Origin of the sequence: Sphingobacterium bovisgrunnientis (assembly GCF_009829085.1) — a bacterium.
Classification (GTDB): domain Bacteria; phylum Bacteroidota; class Bacteroidia; order Sphingobacteriales; family Sphingobacteriaceae; genus Sphingobacterium; species Sphingobacterium bovisgrunnientis.
This window is the reverse complement of sequence record NZ_WUQY01000036.1, coordinates 1-16,435: the sequence shown is the minus strand read 5'-3', so window position 1 is coordinate 16,435 and position 16,435 is coordinate 1. Positions and strand designations below refer to the sequence as shown.

General features: G+C 36.8%; 16 protein-coding genes. 3 read left to right on the top strand and 13 right to left on the bottom strand.

Features of this window, described 5'->3' with window-relative positions; translation table 11 throughout:
• The first annotated feature begins 78 nt into the window (after nucleotides 1–78).
• Nucleotides 79–1,065, top strand: a complete 987-nt coding sequence (locus GOQ16_RS14585; RefSeq protein WP_149913652.1) for a pyruvate dehydrogenase complex E1 component subunit beta — start codon at nucleotides 79–81, stop codon at nucleotides 1,063–1,065.
• A 114-nt stretch (nucleotides 1,066–1,179) separates the two neighbouring features.
• Entirely contained in the window at nucleotides 1,180–1,932 is a 753-nt protein-coding gene (locus GOQ16_RS14580; protein WP_160069960.1) for a hypothetical protein, read from the top strand.
• A gap of 77 nt (nucleotides 1,933–2,009) precedes the next feature.
• Here the strand turns inward: GOQ16_RS14580 and gcvH are convergent, their stop codons facing one another.
• A complete protein-coding gene (gene gcvH, locus GOQ16_RS14575) occupies nucleotides 2,010–2,390 on the bottom strand; it encodes a glycine cleavage system protein GcvH (RefSeq protein ID WP_160069959.1) in 381 nt (126 codons plus the stop codon).
• 73 nt (nucleotides 2,391–2,463) lie between these two features.
• Here gcvH and GOQ16_RS14570 point away from each other — a divergent pair, with 73 nt between their 5' ends.
• Nucleotides 2,464–3,660, top strand: a complete 1,197-nt coding sequence (locus tag GOQ16_RS14570; protein WP_160069958.1) for an anhydro-N-acetylmuramic acid kinase — start codon at nucleotides 2,464–2,466, stop codon at nucleotides 3,658–3,660.
• Here GOQ16_RS14570 and GOQ16_RS14565 read toward each other — a convergent pair.
• From GOQ16_RS14565 to GOQ16_RS14510, 12 genes are all read right to left on the bottom strand, one after another.
• Nucleotides 3,657–5,237, bottom strand: a complete 1,581-nt coding sequence (locus GOQ16_RS14565) for a calcineurin-like phosphoesterase C-terminal domain-containing protein (RefSeq protein WP_160069957.1) — start codon at nucleotides 5,235–5,237, stop codon at nucleotides 3,657–3,659. The two genes, GOQ16_RS14570 and GOQ16_RS14565, sit on opposite strands and share 4 nt — an antisense overlap.
• A gap of 25 nt (nucleotides 5,238–5,262) precedes the next feature.
• Nucleotides 5,263–5,925, bottom strand: coding sequence for a DUF2461 domain-containing protein (locus GOQ16_RS14560; protein ID WP_160069956.1), 663 nt, complete (start codon nucleotides 5,923–5,925; stop codon nucleotides 5,263–5,265).
• 1 nt (nucleotide 5,926) lies between these two features.
• Nucleotides 5,927–6,727, bottom strand: coding sequence for a phosphatidate cytidylyltransferase (locus tag GOQ16_RS14555; protein WP_149913646.1), 801 nt, complete (start codon nucleotides 6,725–6,727; stop codon nucleotides 5,927–5,929).
• Nucleotides 6,717–6,941, bottom strand: coding sequence for a putative signal transducing protein (locus GOQ16_RS14550; RefSeq protein ID WP_149913645.1), 225 nt, complete (start codon nucleotides 6,939–6,941; stop codon nucleotides 6,717–6,719). Before GOQ16_RS14550 ends, GOQ16_RS14555 begins: the two co-directional genes overlap by 11 nt.
• Entirely contained in the window at nucleotides 6,922–7,854 is a 933-nt protein-coding gene (locus tag GOQ16_RS14545) for a CPBP family intramembrane glutamic endopeptidase (RefSeq protein ID WP_160069955.1), read from the bottom strand. The genes GOQ16_RS14550 and GOQ16_RS14545 overlap by 20 nt, the downstream gene beginning before the upstream one ends.
• 66 nt (nucleotides 7,855–7,920) lie before the next feature.
• Nucleotides 7,921–11,214, bottom strand: a complete 3,294-nt coding sequence (locus GOQ16_RS14540) for a S41 family peptidase (protein WP_160069954.1) — start codon at nucleotides 11,212–11,214, stop codon at nucleotides 7,921–7,923.
• A 136-nt stretch (nucleotides 11,215–11,350) separates the two neighbouring features.
• Nucleotides 11,351–12,085: a zinc ribbon domain-containing protein gene (locus GOQ16_RS14535; RefSeq protein WP_160069953.1), complete on the bottom strand. Its 735-nt coding sequence runs from the start codon at nucleotides 12,083–12,085 to the stop codon at nucleotides 11,351–11,353.
• Nucleotides 12,085–13,182 carry a Nif3-like dinuclear metal center hexameric protein gene (locus GOQ16_RS14530; protein ID WP_160069952.1) on the bottom strand — a complete coding sequence of 366 codons (1,098 nt, stop codon included), beginning with the start codon at nucleotides 13,180–13,182 and terminating at the stop codon, nucleotides 12,085–12,087. Before GOQ16_RS14530 ends, GOQ16_RS14535 begins: the two co-directional genes overlap by 1 nt.
• 18 nt (nucleotides 13,183–13,200) lie before the next feature.
• A complete protein-coding gene (locus tag GOQ16_RS14525) occupies nucleotides 13,201–13,671 on the bottom strand; it encodes a hypothetical protein (RefSeq protein ID WP_160069951.1) in 471 nt (156 codons plus the stop codon).
• Nucleotides 13,671–14,390 (bottom strand): alpha/beta hydrolase, encoded by a 720-nt coding sequence (locus tag GOQ16_RS14520; protein ID WP_204987491.1) that lies wholly within the window; start codon nucleotides 14,388–14,390, stop codon nucleotides 13,671–13,673. The genes GOQ16_RS14525 and GOQ16_RS14520 overlap by 1 nt, the downstream gene beginning before the upstream one ends.
• Before the next feature lie 48 nt (nucleotides 14,391–14,438).
• Nucleotides 14,439–15,149 (bottom strand): SAM-dependent methyltransferase, encoded by a 711-nt coding sequence (locus GOQ16_RS14515; RefSeq protein WP_160069949.1) that lies wholly within the window; start codon nucleotides 15,147–15,149, stop codon nucleotides 14,439–14,441.
• Between the two features lie 47 nt (nucleotides 15,150–15,196).
• The gene (locus GOQ16_RS14510; RefSeq protein WP_160069948.1) at nucleotides 15,197–16,210 is read right to left on the bottom strand and encodes a PorP/SprF family type IX secretion system membrane protein; all 1,014 of its coding nucleotides are present in this window, start codon (nucleotides 16,208–16,210) and stop codon (nucleotides 15,197–15,199) included.
• Nucleotides 16,211–16,435 lie beyond the last annotated feature (225 nt).

Genomic DNA, 16,435 nt, shown 5'->3' with positions numbered 1-16,435 from the left:
TCCATCGGAATTGCAAAAATATCATTTTAAAATATTAGCTTTGCGTATTCTATAAAAATAAGACTATTTTACAGACTAATGAGAGAAATACAATTCAGAGAAGCACTTCGTGAAGCATTGAACGAAGAAATGCGTAAAGATGAAACTATATTTTTGATGGGTGAAGAGGTAGCTGAGTATAACGGTGCTTACAAAGTGAGCCAAGGTATGCTTGACGAATTCGGGCCTAAACGTGTTATTGACACACCGATTGCTGAGCTTGGTTTTGCAGGTATTGCGGTAGGTGCAGCTACACATGGCTTGAAGCCAATTGTAGAGTTCATGACATTCAACTTCTCATTAGTAGCGATTGACCAAATTATCAACTCGGCTGCAAAAATTCGTCAAATGTCAGGCGGACAATTATCTTGCCCTATCGTATTCCGTGGTCCAACTGGTAATGCTGGTCAATTAGCAGCACAGCACTCTCAAAACTTTGAGAACTGGTTTGCAAATACGCCAGGCTTGAAAGTTGTAGTTCCTTCTAATCCTCACGATGCAAAAGGTTTATTAAAATCAGCTATCATCGATCCAGATCCAGTTATCTTTATGGAGTCTGAGGTAATGTATGGAGATAAAGGTCCTGTGCCAGAAGAAGAATATTATTTACCAATCGGTAAAGCAAATACAATCCAAGAAGGTACTGATGTAACAATTGTATCTTTCGGTAAAATGATACCTCGTGTAGTAATTCCTGCTGTAGCAGAATTAGAAAAAGAAGGTATCAGCGTAGAATTAATCGACTTACGTTCGGTACGTCCAATTGATTATGCTGCAATCTTAGAGTCAGTTAAGAAAACGAATCGTTTAGTAGTAGTAGAAGAAGCATGGCCTTTGGCTTCAATTTCTTCAGAAATTGCTTTCCACGTACAGAAAAATGCATTTGATTATTTAGATGCTCCTGTTACACGTGTTACTTCGGCTGACGTTCCTTTAGCGTACGCGCCTACTTTAGTAGAAGCTTCATTACCAAGCATCGAAAAAGTAGTTAAAGCTGTAAAAGAAGTATCTTATTTGAAAAAATAAGACTTGAAACATATAAATGTAAAAGGGATAGCATGTGATGTTATCCCTTTTTTGATAAATATAACCAATGCAATAAATCTGAAATTGCTATATTGCAGTAACAATTTAAATATTATGAAAAAATTCACAAGCACACTCGTGTTAGCCATGCTTACTTTTTGCGCAATAGCACAACAAAAAGTACTTTTTAAACTTGCTCCAACCTCGAATGCACCTATCAAATATGAAATGATAAATAAAATGGACATTGAAGGTCCACAAACTATTATCATGGATATGATTATGCATATGAATCTTAGTTTTAACGAGCATCAAGATTCATTATTAAATATTGTAGGTAAATATACGTATGCAAAAATAGATTTGGACGCTGGTATGATGACTGCATCATACGATTCTTCGAAAGAACCTGCAAACGAAATGGAGAAAGCATTTGCCGCGCAATTCAGTCCTTTATTGGAAAACGAACTAACCTATACTATGAATAAATTCGGTCAGATCAAAGATGTTGAATTTCCAAATGTATCGGACCAAATCTTTGATAAATCCAGTGTGACTAGTTTTGGCGTTGCTTACCCATCATATGCTATTGCCGTGGGTGAAAGTTGGACTGCAAATAATAAAATGGAAAAATTAGGTCTTTCCGCAAACGCAAAATATACTTTTGTAGAGAAAAATGACCAAGGCTATAAAGTGGATTGTGATATCACAATGGAAGATGCCTCAGGCAATGCAGTAGGTACTTCAAAAGGACATTTCATTGTACATCCTAAGACTTTCATAACTGTATCTTCTTCGACTGTCACAAACGTAGAAATGCAGGGCGCAAAAGTGCAAACTACAACAGAACTTAAAGAGGTAAAATAATTTGACTGAAAAGTCAGAAACACAAAAGGGAGCAAAATTTGATTTTGCTCCCTTTTGTGTTTTTTATAAAATCGCTATTACGCGTTGATTTCTGATTTGTATTCGTCAGCAGATAATAAACCGTCTACATCAGCAGGATTTGCTAATTTAACACGGATAATCCAACCTTCACCATAAGGATCAGAGTTCACCAATTCTGGAGAAGCATCGATAGCTTCATTCACCTCTATAACAGTAGATGTCACAGGCATGAATAAGTCAGAAACTGTTTTTACCGCTTCGATAGTACCGAAAACCTCATCAGCTGCTACTTCTTCATCAACTGTATTGATATCAACAAATACGATGTCACCTAACTCACGTTGTGCGAAGTCAGTAATACCAATAACGGCTTCATCGCCTTCCACACGAATCCATTCATGATCCTTAGTGTACTTTAATTCTGCTGGAAAATTCATTCTATATTCGTTTTTTTTCAAAAATATGATTAACAATCCACATTACCAAAGAGATTGTATGTAATTTTAGAGCATGAATAATCAAATTAAAAAGCTTTATAACATCAGTGCGAAAAACAATCGATTGATTATAGGTCTTATGTCTGGAACTTCGTTAGATGGCTTAGATATTGCCTTATGCAGAATCGAAGGAGCAGGATTTACCACAAAATTAGAGCTTATAAAATTTGAAACTTTTGATTATGCGGATGATTTTAGAACCTACATCCGTAAAATATTTGCGAAGCGACAAATAGATCAACAAGAATTCTGCGGCATCAATGCCTATGTTGGTCATGTACACGCTGATTTAATCAATCAGGCGCTAAAAAAATGGGATGTGTCTGCTGAAGAAATTGACTTAATAGCGAGTCATGGGCAAACAGTTTATCATGCTCCGCAGATTTTGACGAAAGATCTTTCTCTTCCAAATAGCACCTTACAAATTGGTGATGCGGATCATATAGCCGTAAAAACTGGGATTATTACACTTTCGGATTTTAGACAAAAACATATTGCCGCAGGTGGTGAAGGTGCTCCATTGGCCGCTTATGGAGATTATTTATTGTTTACAGATACTACAGAACATCGCATACTTTTAAATATTGGCGGTATCTCGAATTTTACATTTCTACCAAATAGTAATTCAGAATTGCAAGCATTTGCCACAGACCTTGGACCCGGCAACACCATTATGAATCAATATGTGAAGCAACATTTTGATTTAGAAATGGACTTAGATGCGCGTATTGCTTCAAAAGGAAATGTAAATCAGGAATTGTTGGCAGCCTTACTTTCAGAAGAATTTTTGACGTTGGATTTCCCAAAAACAACTGGACCTGAATTATTTAACTTATCTTATTTGGAAGAAAAACAAAAATCAACGTATACTGAAAATCTTACGGAAGAAGATATTATGGCAACGTTAAATGCCTTTTCTGCGAAAGCTATTACAGACGGCATTTTAAAAGTATCAGAAGGTCTAGATAATGTAGCGGTTTATGTTAGTGGTGGAGGTTTGCACAATCCTTTACTTATGCAGAATATTAAAGAAGGTTTGTCTAAATATAAAGTAACTTCTATAGATGCTATAGCGATGAATCCCGATGCAAAAGAAGCTTGTCTATTTGCTATTTTGGCAAATGAAACAATAGCAGGCTCACCTGACAATGTTCGAAACATCAAAGATTCACCTGCTATTTGTATGGGTAAAATTAGCTTACCGAATTAATTCATTGCGACTTCGTATTCACGCGTGGTTGTAAATGTTCTACTAAACATATCACGCAGACGAAATTCTATGGTATGTTTGCCAATCGGCAAATCCGAAGGAACTGTTGCTTTCCAAATATGCGAACTCAAACGAGGATCGTTAGGACGCTCCCCTTTCAACAATTCGGTGGATATATCCCAATTGAACACTTCCAAAAGTAAATGAGGATCAAATGTTTCTGTACGATTCATCCGCATCCATTTCCCATTATTTACGCGATAATCAATCGTATCTTTCTCTCCACCCAAGTAGTAATTCACGTACATACTCGCTTTGGAGTTTTTGCGTTTCTCGGTGACTTTAGGCAGAAACACATTCATTTTATAATCCTTAGGCGCATTACTTACATGATAATCCACCTCGTACTTATTCCCTTTAAAAGTAATTACAGCATAGCCCTTTTTGGTACCATCCGCCATAGTTGCCGAAGGAACTCCATTTGCATCCAACTCTCCTGAATACCAATTGCCACTAGTAGTTCCCACATTATAATGGTGGTGTGGTTTATCTTGTTTCCAGCCTAATGACTTATCGATAAAAGTTTGCGCCTGCACGTGTGTATGCGCTGACATCGAAAAGGTATATGGAAAATCCGCTAAAGCATTAAATAACCTTAAATTATCTTCTTGACGAATTGCATGTTTTCCATTATTCACCAATGGAATATGTGCACATATCACAATCAAATGATCCTTTGGAACAAATTTTAGATCGTTTGCTATAAACTCTAATTGATCTTCACGTAATCCACCGATATATTGTCTTGTAGCTCCTTCTCCGTTATAAATAACATCGTCCAAAACAATAAAATGTACTTTTCCTTTATTGAATGAATAATTGTTAGGTCCAAAATGTGCTTTAAAACTGAAATCAGACATCTCGTCATTTGGCACATCAAAATTAATATCATGATTTCCCATTACCTGATACCATGGCACGCCAATATCCTTCATTACATCGATGTAAGGGTTGAATAAATCAGGATTATTTCCAACTAAATCGCCCAAACTAATTCCAAATTCATAACCTTGCACACCTTTTAATTCTTCTACGACCCCTCTTTTCAAGTAATCAACTTGATTCAAGTTATAGACTTGTGGATCTCCAAATACTAAGATTTTGTATTCTTCTTTTTCCTCGGTACGATAAAGCGGAAAATCTACTGATGTGGGTAAGGCTCCAGTAGCTGAGACGCCCTTGTACTTCAAATCAGGTGCGCCACTCGGATTATGGATATAATAAAATTGGGGTAGATTATTCTTATCGACAGGTGTTGTATAGCCCGAAGGCTTAATTACAAACAAAATATTGTCTTCCCCGACAGGCAAAGCATATTCTCCTTTATTATTCGTCTGTACAACCTCTCGTCCGTTAGAAACCGCAACATTTGCTAGAACTTTTTCTTTTTTATCACGCTTTCCGTTTTTGTTGACATCTTCAAAAACCACACCTTTGGCAATCTGCTGTGCAGATGCTTCAAAAGCTAAGAGAAAGACCCCGCTTAAAAAAGCGATCTTCAAAAAATTGTTTTTCATAATATTAGGTGGTAGATATAGTGTATTAGCTGTTTATAGCTTCATGAATAAAATTTTTGAAATTAATAGTTCTTTGGTACAATTGTACCATATCTTCCAAAGCAAAAGGTTTAAGAACTTCCCGATCCTCCAGTGGACGAAATATGATGAAACTCTTTAACTTCAGATATTCTATAGCATCATTGTCCTCGCTGTAACCTGCTGGTGGTCGTACCAGCTTGTCCTCTGTTGATAAATCATCTGGAGTGAGATTTCCAGAGCTTAAAGTTTCTTCGAAAGCTACTAAATTATAATCAATTTCTTGACGAATACTTTCTAAATGCTCTTTCTTAGGTCGCCAGTAACCCACTGCCATAAATGAAGAATCTGGACCTATATGCAAATAATATTCTGGTCCCTCCAATTTACGCCCATCAAGAGAAATCCCTGCGGCAAACCAAGTTTTATAAGGCGACTTATCCTTCGCAAAACGCACATCTCTATATATTCTGAATAGACACTTCTTCGCTTGAATAGAGGAATCAATATGCGGATCAAAAGTTGATAATTTGCTAATCAACTCCTGGATAAAATCTTCCACATTAGACTTAGCTTTTTCGTAATCAGCTTTATGCGCATTGAACCACTCTCTGTTGTTATTTTCTTTGAGCGCTTTCAAAAATTCAAAAGTCGATGCCGATATATTCATATTATTGAAGCATTAATAAAAATAAAAAAACTAACGGAGCAGCGATCAGTAAACCATCAAAACGATCCAACAAACCTCCGTGTCCTGGTAATATACTGCCCGAATCTTTCACGCCTAAACTGCGTTTTAACATAGACTCTACTAAATCGCCTAAAGTTCCAAACACGCCTATGATTGCTGCCATCGTTACCCATTCCCATTTTTGTAGCGACCCAAAGTACTGTGCTAAATTTAACGCTATAAGCATCGCAAATAGTACACCTCCTACGAAACCTTCCCAGGTCTTATTTGGTGAGATACGTTCAAAAAGTTTATGTTTTCCGAAACTGCGTCCAGACAAATAAGCTCCTGTGTCATTTGCCCACAGAATTATCAAAAATCCTAATGGAATGTAGTGATTGAATGTGCCTTGTATAAATCCCAAAGCAACAAAAAATATAAAAGGAATGCATGCGTACATAATTCCCAATAAGGTATAGCCAATATCATTGAAAGGCAATTTACTCTTCTGGTATAGACTTACGATGAATATCAAAGCAAAAAAAGGAATTACTAACCAGACAAATTTGAATGGAATGTAACCTAGGCAATGTATACCAACTAATACGGTCAATGCGATTGCTGCAAACATGCCTAAAAAAAGATTTGGCTTATTGTCTTCGGATTTTGTTATTCCGTAAAATTCGTACAACGCTCCCAATCCGACCAAACTAAAGAAGATAGTATAAACCACTTCACCCAACAGCAAGGCACCGATCAGTACAATAATAAAAAATAATCCAGTGATGGCTCTAGTTAGCATCGTCCTCCTCTGTAAATGTTGCACTATTAATCAACACATTAGCTAAAGCTTCGTTCGATTCATTGACATACAGTTCAATCTTTCCGAATAAATAAGATGAGTCTTGTTTGTTTAACAAAACAGCTGGAATTTCATGTTCTTCCAACATTTGTTTCACTATTTCTGCCTCTATAGGCTTTGCGAATGTTTTGACCTTAATCCAACCCTTCTCCATTGTTAATATTTGATTTCGATTTTTTGTAAAATAAAACAGCAGTTACTGCCGTCAACATAAAGCTACCAAGATACACAAAAATGGAATAGCTATCGAAAGTTTGCAACTCTTCAAACGTCTTCCCTTGTGTTGTATAATAGAATGCCAGCACCGTTACAATAGCATTATTGACAAAATGCGCAAGAATTGGTACCCAGATATTATTCGTCCAAATCAGCATATATCCAAAGAATGCTCCCAATATCACGCGGGGAAAAAATCCGAAAAATTGTACGTGAATAGCACTAAAGATAATCGCTGTCACCCAAATCGTCACGTGAATATTTTTGAAAATACGATTTAAAATATGCATCAACGAGCCCCTGAAGTAATACTCTTCAGCGACAGCTGGGAATACGGCTAACACGATAATATTAAGAAATAATAACCCGATATGATCCACCATGACAACTTTTTTGATCAAGTCGTTGGAAGCATCTTCTTGCGTGCGCATCCAGTTTTCTACTCCTTTAAGACTTTCTGGTAAAGTCATCTGCGCATTCCATTCCCCTATGAGTTCCATCATCGGACTAAAAGCTACCAAGATTGCAACAGCCAACACATAGAACATCGGTACAGTTTTTTCTATAGGAAAATACGTATGTAGTGGTTCCCTTTTTTGTAAAAAAACTGAAGGAAGGTAGAATGTTCCAAAAGTTCCTGACGCTAAAAGCGCATACATAAAGAATCGCGAATTACCTCCTAAAGATTCGGGACTATTATTCCCTTGCATAAAGCCAATCGCAGAGGAATTTGTCAATTCCCCCAACATTAAAACCAGCAACTGTATACCAATACTAAATGCAAAGGTATAAACCAAGAGCATCATCAATGAATACCACGGTGAAGGTTGTTTTTCCAAAAAATCGTTCATTGGCTAAAGTTATATAATATTTGCCAATGAAAAAGGGACTTTTCAGTCCCTTTTTCATGCTATACGTTAATTGACACGGATTGGATCCGCAGGCTTTTTAAGGTCTTTGTAAGGATATGTTTTCATTTCCTCCAACAGCAACTGCACTGTTCTTTCCAATTGTGGATCTCTACCTTCTAACAAATCTTTTGGCATTTGTTCTACAAAAATATCTGGTGCTACCCCCTCGTTCTCGATGATATAATTGCCATTCAAGTCAAACACCCCAAAGTTTGGCGAAGTAATACTTCCACCGTCCAATAGTGGTGGATAACCAGAGATTCCCACTAAAATACCCATTGTCGTACGACCAACTAATTTACCTAATCCTTTGTGACGGAACATATATGGCATCATATCACCACCAGAACCTGCATTTTCATTGATGATCATCGCTTTAGGTCCGTAAATTCCATTTCCTGGTGTAGTGAATGATTTTCCATCACGAATACCCCAGCCAGCGATTAAATCACGTGACAACAAGTCAATCACGTAATCCGCTACAGAACCGCCGCCATTGTTACGTTCATCCAAAAGCAACGCTTTCTTGTCCATTTGTGAGAAGTAATAACGGTTAAAGTTGGTGTACCCTTCTCTACCCGTATTTGGCATATAGACATATGCAATTTGACCATTACTCAATTCATCCACTTTCTTGCGGTTAGCTTCAATTTTATCGGTTTGACGAAGTGATATTTCTTGACCAAATGAAATTGGCTTCACAATCACTTCACGCGCACCATCAAGAGAAGGCTTACCGTTGATTTTCAAAGCAACTTGCTTATCGACTTTGTTCTCTAATAATTTGTACAGATTTACATCAGCAGAAAGTTTCACCCCGTTCACTGCAACAATATACTCACCCTCTTCAATGTTTGATCCAGGCACAGCTAAAGGAGCTTTGAAAGATGGATTCCAATCCAGTGTTGTGAAAATCTTGTTTATTTTGTACACACCATTTACGTATTCCAAATCCGCACCTAATGTACCTGTGCTAACTGATGGACTTGATGGCTGATCACCAGGATAAATATAAGCGTGACCTACAACAAGCTCACCCATCATTTCATTTAATAAGTACCCTAAATCCGAACGGTGATTCACATACGGAACAAATTTCTCATATTTTGCTTTTACAGCATTCCAATTAGCTCCATGCATATTTTCGACATAGAAAAACTCTTTCTGCATCGCCCATACTTCATTGAAAATTTGCTTCCACTCAGCAGATGGATCAACTTCGATCTGAATATTATCTAAGTTAACTTTCCCTGTATTAGGCGCTGGTTTTTGACCCGCGTTAGTAATGAAATAGTCACGGCCAGATTGATACAACATTTTCTTACCGTCTGCACTAATTACAAACGATCCTGCATTTTCTACTAAAGTTTTATCTTCAGCCTTTTCTAAATCAAAAGCACCGATTATACTTCCGCGACGGTAAATCAACATTTTATCTACATTACCATCCAAAGAATAGTATCCCGGTTGCAATGGCAACGCAATGATTCTTCGATTGATATTATCAAAGTCAACCTCTAGATTTTTATCATCTGGTTTGGAAGCATCTGCTTTCTTCGCAGTTTCTGACTTTTTATCGTCCTTCTTATCCTCTTTTTTAGGCTCTTCCTTTTTATCCTCTTTCTTTTCTTCTTTTACCGTTTCCTCATCGCTCTCATTTTTGAAAATTGTAGGTGTATTTTTCGATAAAATAAAAGCATACACATTAAAAGCTGGGCTGCGATCATACGCAGACATATGTAAGCCTGAGTTACTCAATCCAACATTGGTACTCGCCGTAAAGAATAAGTATTTACCATCCCTACTAAATGTCGGCTGACTCACATAAGACATACCATCTGTAATTTGCTGTGACACTTTGGTATCCAAATTATACATAAATACCGCCGTAACACCATTATTCAATGTCTTAACGTAAGAAATCCAATTGGAATCAAAAGACCACGAAGGTGTGAAACTATTTCGAGTACGACCAGTCGTAGAAGCTAATTTATCAGAATCGACTAATACCACATTTTTAGTAGTCACATCTACATAATAAAGATTCAAATGCGCATCCGCATAGAAAAGCTTCTTGCTATCTGGAGACCAAGTAGGTTCAAAATAAAAGATATCCTTACCCAAATCAATATAGGTAGGCTCTTCCATAGCTTTTTGATCGCGCAATACCAATTGATATTTTCCTTTTGCATCAGACAAATAGGAAATCCATTTTCCATTTGGAGACCAAGCTGGATATTTCTCATGACTTGCTACTGCATTGGAGATATTTCGTGCTTCGCCTTTTTCTTTTGGAACAGAAATGATTTCACCACGCGATTGGATTAATACACGTTGACCTGTTGGAGATATATTAAAATCGCGGATATCCGAACGTATTTGTTCATATCTAGCACGTTTGTACATTGGATCTGCAGCAATAGCAATTTTTAATATATTTACTTTTTTGCTATTTGTCTCCAAAATATGAATACGACCAGCTTGCTCAAATACTAATTCACTGCCTTTACCCTGTAGGGTACGCACATCGTAATCTTTATAGTTAGTTAGCTTTTCAACTTTTTTAGTATTTGTATCATAGCTAAAGATATTTACCATCTTGTCTCTATCTGACAAGAAATATACTTTAGAACCCAACCACACAGGTTTCACATCGTTGCATCTTTCACCTGGAATTGCCTCAATATTTTTGGTTTGTGTGTCAAAAATCCAAATCGATACCATACCACCACCACGGTAACGTTTGAATGCTACACGATCACGCTCTGTAGGATCCGAGTTTTTGATATATGCCCAATACCGGCCATCTGGAGAAGGTGTACCTTGATAAGCCTCTGGCATCATCAATGGAATATCAACTGCAGAATTTGTACTTGTCTTATACATTCTTGATCCTAATGAGTACTGAAACTCACGCGTGGTCGTATAATAAAGTTCATTATTATTCAACCAGCCACGTACTACATCCGCAGAGGGATGGTAGGTCACACGCTTTGGCTCTCCACCATACACAGGAATGGTATATACATCGTTGTTGCCATCATAATTACCAGAAAAAGCGATTTGCTTTCCATCAGGAGAAAATATGGGATTGATTTCTACACCTGGATTTGTCGTCAGACGTCTAGGGTTGCTTCCATTTTTATCGGCTACCCACACGTCGCCACCATAGACAAACGTCAGATGTGTATCACTAATACTTGGACTACGAAGTAAAAGCGTTTCCTCTTGTGCGTGAGAAAATGTTATACTCGTGAAACTTAACGTAACACCGAGCATCATAGATAGTTTATTTAACATATTATGTCAATATATGGTTGTAATACGAATCAAATATACTTATTAAAACATTTACTGTTTATCTATATCCAACTTGTTGCAAAAAAGAAAAGGGTAAAATCGAATGACTTTACCCTTTTAATATTTTAGAAAGAAATTAATCTTCTGCAACGATCTCTTCGTCTACCAAAATACGACCACAGTGCTCACAGATAATCAATTTTTTACGTTGACGGATTTCTGATTGCAATTGAGGTGGTATTTTATTGTGACAACCTGAACAACTATCACGCTCGATTGAAACTACTGCCAAACCATTGCGGAAAGAACCACGAAGTTTGTTGTATACTTTCAAAAGACGTTCTTCGTTACTTTGAGAAGCAACTTCTGCTTTCTTTAGTAACGTTTCTTCTTCAATTTGAGTTTCCGAAGAAATAGTATTTAACTCTTGCTTCTTAATTTCTAATTCGCCTTTAGCATAATCTAAATTGCCTTGTGATTTTTCGTAAGCTTCAGTTTTGTTTTTAATTTCAAATTCTGCTTCTTTGATACGTTTTTCACAAACTTGGATTTCTAATCCTTGAATTTCAATTTCCTTAGAAATAGCGTCGTACTCACGATTGTTTTTTACTTCGTTCAATTGACCTTCGTATTTTTTGATCGCTGCTTGCGCATCTTTGATCATATTTTTACGTTTTACAATTGAATCTTCTAAATCGTCTAAATCAACTCTGATTTTTTCAAGACGAGTTTCTAGCCCAGCGATTTCATCCTCTAAGTCAGCTACTTCAATAGGTAACTCGCCACGTACTTGACGAATCTTATCTATTTTGCTGTGAATCGCTTGCAACGACCACAATGCCTTTAATTTTTGTTCTACCGTTTGTTCCATTAAATGAAATATTTTATGGGATTTGTGTCTATTCCTGTCAATAGGACAGCAAAGTTAACAAATTTTTTCTGAATTATTTCTAATAATAATTCTTGCGTAAATTGTTCTGATTCATAGTGTCCTATATCCGCGATGACAATATCATTTTCGGCATCAAAAAACTCATGGTATTTGTAGTCTGCTGTAATAAAAATGTCCGCTCCAGAGCGTTTAGCATCATTTAATAAGAATCCTCCAGCCCCACCACAGACCGCAACTCTTTGAATTTTCTTATCAGAAAGTTTCGTATGGCGGATGACATTAAGATTTAACTTTTCTTTCAAATAAGCTAAGAAATCTTGCGCCTCCATCGCTATCTCTAAATTCCCGATAGCACCAGAACCTACATACTGCAAGTTATTGCCTAAAGCAATAGTATGATATGCAACCTCTTCATATGGATGAGCCGCCAACATACTAACTAAAATCTGTCGCTCTAACTGTTGCGGAAAAATAACTTCAATTTTAGTTTCCTCCACACGTTCTTGCGCTCCTACCTCACCTATAGTCGGATTAGCACCCTCCAACGGTCGAAAAGTACCATAACCAGCCGTATTATAGCTACATTGGTCGTAATCTCCGATACTGCCCGCGCCAGCATCAAATAATGCCTGACGCACTTCTTCGACATTAGCACGTGGAACATATACGACCAGCTTTTTCAACAAACCCGATTTTGGACTTAATATCGCATGGTTTACTAATTTCAACTTATCCGCAATTTTCGAACTCACGCCTCCCATCACGTTGTCCAGATTGGTATGAATAGCGTATAATGCAATATTGTTTTTAATGGCTTTAATTACCGTACGCTCTACGTAATTCTTATTATTAAACTTCTTGATTCCTTTAAATACTATTGGATGATGCGATATAATAATGTCACAACCATTTGATATAGCTTCATCTATAACTTCTTCAGTACAATCCAAAGAAATTAAAGCTTTGGTCACTTCATCATTTTGATTTCCAACAATTAATCCTGAATTATCATAAGACTCTTGATACGCTAAAGGTGCGATAGACTCTAAATAAGATGTGATATCTTTTATTTTCATAATTGTAACTACTAAAGTCTAAAACTGATCTTCTAATCCCAACGTTTCATCTTCTAATAACTTCTTGTATTCATTGATTTTAGCAACATAAATTATTAATGCAACAATACTTAAGATGTACATCACGAATCCAACAAACATAGGTAAAGGAAAATTATATACTAAAAATGTACCTGCAAAAAAGTATCCATATTTTTCTGTAGGATTTTCCTCAACTGCAACCTGTCTATCGTAAAATTCATTATTTAGCGAATCAACTATTCTGCGCATAAATATAAAATTCCAATATATATTGAAAAACGGAATAAGCAATAACCAAACCTGTCCAGAAGTTATACAGCGGTTTTCTTCCTTAATCAATAACAAGGCTTTTTTACTCGATACACATAAAAATATTACAAATAAAAGTCGCAAAAAAACTGCTGTAAGTAAATAAGGCACATACGGCAATAACTTTTGATACTCAGGGCTATTAATAATCTCTTCCATTACTTCACTTCTAACAATATAGCTACTAACTCGTTCAATTTATCTATTTGTGGATTGTGGGAGGCTTCCAGCTCAACGATTTTCCAATTTCGCGCTTTAGCCTTTACATAAAATCTATAAAAATCATCCTTTTCCTTTCCACCATTTGCATACTCATACGTTAAAATGTATGTGATTGGGAGCTTTGCTAATTTTTCTGCATCATACTTCAATGGCTGGGTAAATGTAGCTGCAGGATGTGGCACATCACGTGGCGTTTTTGTAGTGTCTCTTACCCAACTTGGGATGATACGACCATTTTGAGCTTTGAATGAATTGCTACCGTTAATATCACCCATTCCCAGTGCCTGAACAGCAGATTGGTTTACTTCTGGAACGATAGCATCGAGATAAATAACTTTTTTAATACGTTCCGGAATACTATCCGCTACACCTGTCACGATCATTCCGCCATAACTATGTCCTACTAATACCACATCTTGGAGATCTTCAAATAAAATAGTATTGACCACATCCGTAATATGCGTAGTCAAATCTACTTGATCATTGTACAAATGATGACGTTCGCCCAATCCAGTCATAGTAGGTCGATATACAATATGACCTGCTTCTTGCAGATGCATTGCTGTGTTTTTGAACTGCCAAGCTCCTCCCCATGCACCATGAACAATGACATACGTGGATTGCGCTTGTGCGATGGCAACAAAAATTAGTGCCATTAAAAGTGTGATTAAACTACGTTTACGCATATTTAAAAATACAAAAACTTAGGCAAACATTAAAAATATTGCAGGTATCTTATGCAAATCAATTTCTGTGTTTTTCCATTCTGCAATAGATTTGGTTTTAATATATTCATCCGCTGAAGTAAGATTTGCTGCAATACACAATTTTGTAGAAGGCTTCCCAATACGAATGATCTCTGCCAACATTTGATTATTTCGAAATGGAGTTTCAATAAAAATCTGAGTCATCTTCTCACGCGCGCTTTGATTCTCCAAATCTTTTATTTTCTTCGAACGATCACTTTTATCAATTGGCAAGTAGCCGTGAAACGTAAATTTTTGTCCATTGAATCCAGAGCCCATCAATGCTAATAAAATCGAACTAGGTCCGACCATAGGAATGACTTGAATACCTCTTCTGTGCGCTTCGAGGACAATATCCGACCCAGGATCAGCTACCGCTGGACAGCCTGCTTCTGACATCAAACCAATATCCTTTCCTTTAACAACATTCGCAAACACTTCATTATAATCCATCTTTTCACGCGTATGCTTACCATAATCATGAATAATTAGTTGGCTCTGCGGAATAGTTAAACTCGCAGCTTTTAAAAATTTGCGTGCTGTTTTCTCATTTTCCACCACATATTCCTCAATCGTATTGATGATATCATGGTGAACCAATGTATAGGACAATTTTTCAGCACCCTCAGAAAGTGGTACCGGAATTAGATAGAGTTTGCCTTTTTGCATATGCAAACCTAACAAGAAAAGTCGATATAATAGGACTTCGGGATTGGCTAAAAATACTTAGGCATTGGAAAACGATTCATTGACTTACCTAAAGACACGCCCAAAGATATTTCATGTGTGCCGTTATTCTTTCCGGCAATTTTGTTTAGACTATGTTCAAAAGAATACCCGATTCGAAGTTTTGAGCTTGTGTACAGCTGTGCCAATAAACCTATAGACTTGTAAGAACTAAATTTAGAAAGTGGCAAGTCATCGTAATCACGATTAAAGATCCTTGACCTTGAGCGGAATGCAGCTCCTACCCAAAATTTTTCATCAAAAATCACCATTGCATTCACATCAAAAGCTGTTGGACCAATTAAATCGTCCTTTATTAATAAACTCGGTCTAAAAATCAAACCATCAGCAACTGGAAATGCCGCTCCAGTCATTAAATAGCCATACGTGTTACGATAAAGTCCCTCGAGTGAATTCTGATTGTAAACAAAATCCTCCCGACTATCTGAATTGGCCAACAAATCGTGAACTGAAAAACCCAAATACCAATTCGGATGATAATAAAATGCACCAAGTCGAATATCTGGACGCCATGTCGTAATTATTCCTCGCGGAATATAGGGATCATTCTCGTCAATATAAATTAGATCATTTCCATTCAAACTGTACTGCGTCGCTCCTCCTGCTATTCCTAAACTCAACCGTTGTGTATCATCATCGTCCATTTGCAACCGCAACGCATAGCTTACAAACATCGAGGTAGCTGATTGAACGCCTATCTTGTCATATGCAATTTGCAATCCCGCGCCATGACGCTTCGCTACAGGATCCAAAATACCATCTACATTAGCATAACCAGATTTGGGTGCACCATCCACCTTGGCCCATTTTGAGCGTATACCAACCTGTGCAAACCACATTTCTTTATAGCCTACGTATGCAGGATTGATTTGCGAACCATTAAAAGCATGCTGTGCAAAAGGAATATATTGTTGTGCTTTAGAAATTGTAAGGCTTCCAAATAAAAAAAAGAAAAAAACGGGTAGATAACACCAGAATTTCATAAGCGAGTTAAATCATAATTATAGATATATCAAATATAATGTATAGTTATGATTAATTAAAAACAATAATTTTTACTGATAGTTAATTATTGTTTTTAATCAACTTCTATTTTATAAAACGGAGCGTAAAACCCACAGGTCTTTAGCATGTGGGATGTAAGGGACTAACCCTGATTGAGAATATACTCACGAATAGTATCAGGAGATGCTTCACCTATTGAACAA

What these genes read in the sequence shown, in the direction of transcription:
- GOQ16_RS14565 (WP_160069957.1), bottom strand. Translation starts at nt 5,237, where the DNA reads ATGAAAAACAATTTTTTGAAGATCGCTTTTTTAAGCGGGGTCTTTCTC.
- GOQ16_RS14525 (WP_160069951.1), bottom strand. Translation starts at nt 13,671, where the DNA reads ATGGAAGAGATTATTAATAGCCCTGAGTATCAAAAGTTATTGCCGTAT.
- GOQ16_RS14570 (WP_160069958.1), top strand. Translation starts at nt 2,464, where the DNA reads ATGAATAATCAAATTAAAAAGCTTTATAACATCAGTGCGAAAAACAAT.
- GOQ16_RS14520 (WP_204987491.1), bottom strand. Translation starts at nt 14,390, where the DNA reads ATGGCACTAATTTTTGTTGCCATCGCACAAGCGCAATCCACGTATGTC.
- GOQ16_RS14585 (WP_149913652.1), top strand. Translation starts at nt 79, where the DNA reads ATGAGAGAAATACAATTCAGAGAAGCACTTCGTGAAGCATTGAACGAA.
- GOQ16_RS14530 (WP_160069952.1), bottom strand. Translation starts at nt 13,182, where the DNA reads ATGAAAATAAAAGATATCACATCTTATTTAGAGTCTATCGCACCTTTA.
- GOQ16_RS14545 (WP_160069955.1), bottom strand. Translation starts at nt 7,854, where the DNA reads ATGAACGATTTTTTGGAAAAACAACCTTCACCGTGGTATTCATTGATG.
- GOQ16_RS14510 (WP_160069948.1), bottom strand. Translation starts at nt 16,210, where the DNA reads ATGAAATTCTGGTGTTATCTACCCGTTTTTTTCTTTTTTTTATTTGGA.
- GOQ16_RS14555 (WP_149913646.1), bottom strand. Translation starts at nt 6,727, where the DNA reads ATGCTAACTAGAGCCATCACTGGATTATTTTTTATTATTGTACTGATC.
- GOQ16_RS14550 (WP_149913645.1), bottom strand. Translation starts at nt 6,941, where the DNA reads ATGGAGAAGGGTTGGATTAAGGTCAAAACATTCGCAAAGCCTATAGAG.
- GOQ16_RS14515 (WP_160069949.1), bottom strand. Translation starts at nt 15,149, where the DNA reads ATGCAAAAAGGCAAACTCTATCTAATTCCGGTACCACTTTCTGAGGGT.
- gcvH (WP_160069959.1), bottom strand. Translation starts at nt 2,390, where the DNA reads ATGAATTTTCCAGCAGAATTAAAGTACACTAAGGATCATGAATGGATT.
- GOQ16_RS14560 (WP_160069956.1), bottom strand. Translation starts at nt 5,925, where the DNA reads ATGAATATATCGGCATCGACTTTTGAATTTTTGAAAGCGCTCAAAGAA.
- GOQ16_RS14540 (WP_160069954.1), bottom strand. Translation starts at nt 11,214, where the DNA reads ATGTTAAATAAACTATCTATGATGCTCGGTGTTACGTTAAGTTTCACG.
- GOQ16_RS14580 (WP_160069960.1), top strand. Translation starts at nt 1,180, where the DNA reads ATGAAAAAATTCACAAGCACACTCGTGTTAGCCATGCTTACTTTTTGC.
- GOQ16_RS14535 (WP_160069953.1), bottom strand. Translation starts at nt 12,085, where the DNA reads ATGGAACAAACGGTAGAACAAAAATTAAAGGCATTGTGGTCGTTGCAA.